The organism is Pantoea sp. VS1 (assembly GCF_002207995.1).
Classification (GTDB): Bacteria; Pseudomonadota; Gammaproteobacteria; order Enterobacterales; family Enterobacteriaceae; genus Pantoea; species Pantoea dispersa.
This window is the reverse complement of sequence record NZ_NHZE01000072.1, coordinates 1-835: the sequence shown is the minus strand read 5'-3', so window position 1 is coordinate 835 and position 835 is coordinate 1. Positions and strand designations below refer to the sequence as shown.

The 835-nt window shown below is 51.7% G+C and carries 1 protein-coding gene and 1 pseudogene; one reads left to right on the top strand and one right to left on the bottom strand.

Annotation, left to right across the window (positions count from 1 at the left end; genetic code table 11):
• Window positions 1-130, top strand: a pseudogene (locus CBW22_RS26855) (DUF932 domain-containing protein); the annotation flags it as partial.
• Between the two features lie 22 nt (window positions 131-152).
• Here CBW22_RS26855 and CBW22_RS22960 read toward each other — a convergent pair.
• Window positions 153-686: a lytic transglycosylase domain-containing protein gene (locus CBW22_RS22960; protein WP_088517964.1), complete on the bottom strand. Its 534-nt coding sequence runs from the start codon at window positions 684-686 to the stop codon at window positions 153-155.
• Window positions 687-835: the final 149 nt, after the last annotated feature.

The following is an 835-nucleotide window of genomic DNA, read 5'->3' as shown; positions in this document are numbered from 1 at the left end:
CGGCGTCACCGGCAGAACGGCGAAGGGAAAAAGAACCACCACGCGCCCGGTAACGGGTATTGATGGCGATATTAAGCTGAATCAGGCGCTGTGGAAAATGGCGGAAGAGTTCGCAAAACTCAAATCATAATGTTTAACCCCGGTTGCCGGGGTTATTTTGATGCGGTGCTGACGTCCGCGCTGAGAAAGGTCTCCGGTGCGGGCGTTTTTTTATTCTGTTGTGACATGGCGGCGTAAACTTCATCGCGGGCGATCAGCACGCGGTAAATACTTTTTATGATGGCCGCATATTCACGTCGCTGTTTTATCAGCTTCGGACTTGGGCCGGTGTTATACATCCCGACGCTGTCCCAGTTCCTGCCGTACTGCCTGAAGTTGCGCGCCTCGATCCACGCGCCGGTGTAAATGCAGATGCACGGATCCTTAAGTAACCTTTCCCGCGTAATATCAAACTTTTTCAGCTGATTAAAGTGAGAGCTGTTAATCTGCATATTACAGACGTCGTGCGTTCCGCCGCTGCTTTTCGTGTTCAGGGCGTTATTACGCATGCGCGACTCCTGTATTGAATGTGCCATCAGCAGGCGCGGATCAATGCCGAAATCCTTACCAGCTTTGGTGAAACACATTTCCGGCGCGGCCTGCACGCTGAATACAGCGGCAAGCCCGAAAGCTGCAAACCATTTCATTCTTATTGTCTCACGTACATGCGCATAAAGCGCCAGGCGGGTTCGTGTGAAAAATACGCGCTCAGATCGTCTGATGCAAGATAATTCGTTACAGACGCGCACGGTGCGCTGACGGGCAGGTGATGAACATCGTCAGGGATATAAAGAAT

Excerpts from the sequence above, each read along its gene's own strand:
- CBW22_RS22960 (WP_088517964.1), bottom strand. The coding sequence starts at position 686 with ATGAAATGGTTTGCAGCTTTCGGGCTTGCCGCTGTATTCAGCGTGCAG.